1 protein-coding gene is annotated in these 263 nt (G+C 50.2%); it reads right to left on the bottom strand.

What is annotated here, in order from left to right; genetic code table 11:
- Positions 1–263: hypothetical protein (locus tag ACM615_RS24160; RefSeq protein WP_431012671.1), on the bottom strand; the 263-nt coding region annotated here is incomplete at both ends.

Genomic DNA, 263 nt, shown 5'->3' with positions numbered 1-263 from the left:
ATATCCGGGCGTTTTCGCAGTAAAGAAGCTAAAAGCCATCGCAATCTCAGGACGCTGATTTGCGGCAGCGAGGAATCGCCCTAGCACTCCTTCGAACTCTTTAATATCTGTATTACCTCCACGATTCTCAAGCATAAAGCTGAAACCACCCGTAGAGCCTAAGCCAGGGATAGCTGGCGGCGGAACCACCACAATCTTGGCATCGGTGATAGCCGCAAATTTCTGATTCAACTGCCCCATGATGCCATTGAGCTGCTGTGAAG

Origin of the sequence: Rahnella sp. PAMC25617, from assembly GCF_050606005.1 — a bacterium.
GTDB lineage: Bacteria > Pseudomonadota > Gammaproteobacteria > Enterobacterales > Enterobacteriaceae > Rahnella > Rahnella variigena.
This window is presented reverse-complemented; position numbering and strand designations above follow the sequence as displayed.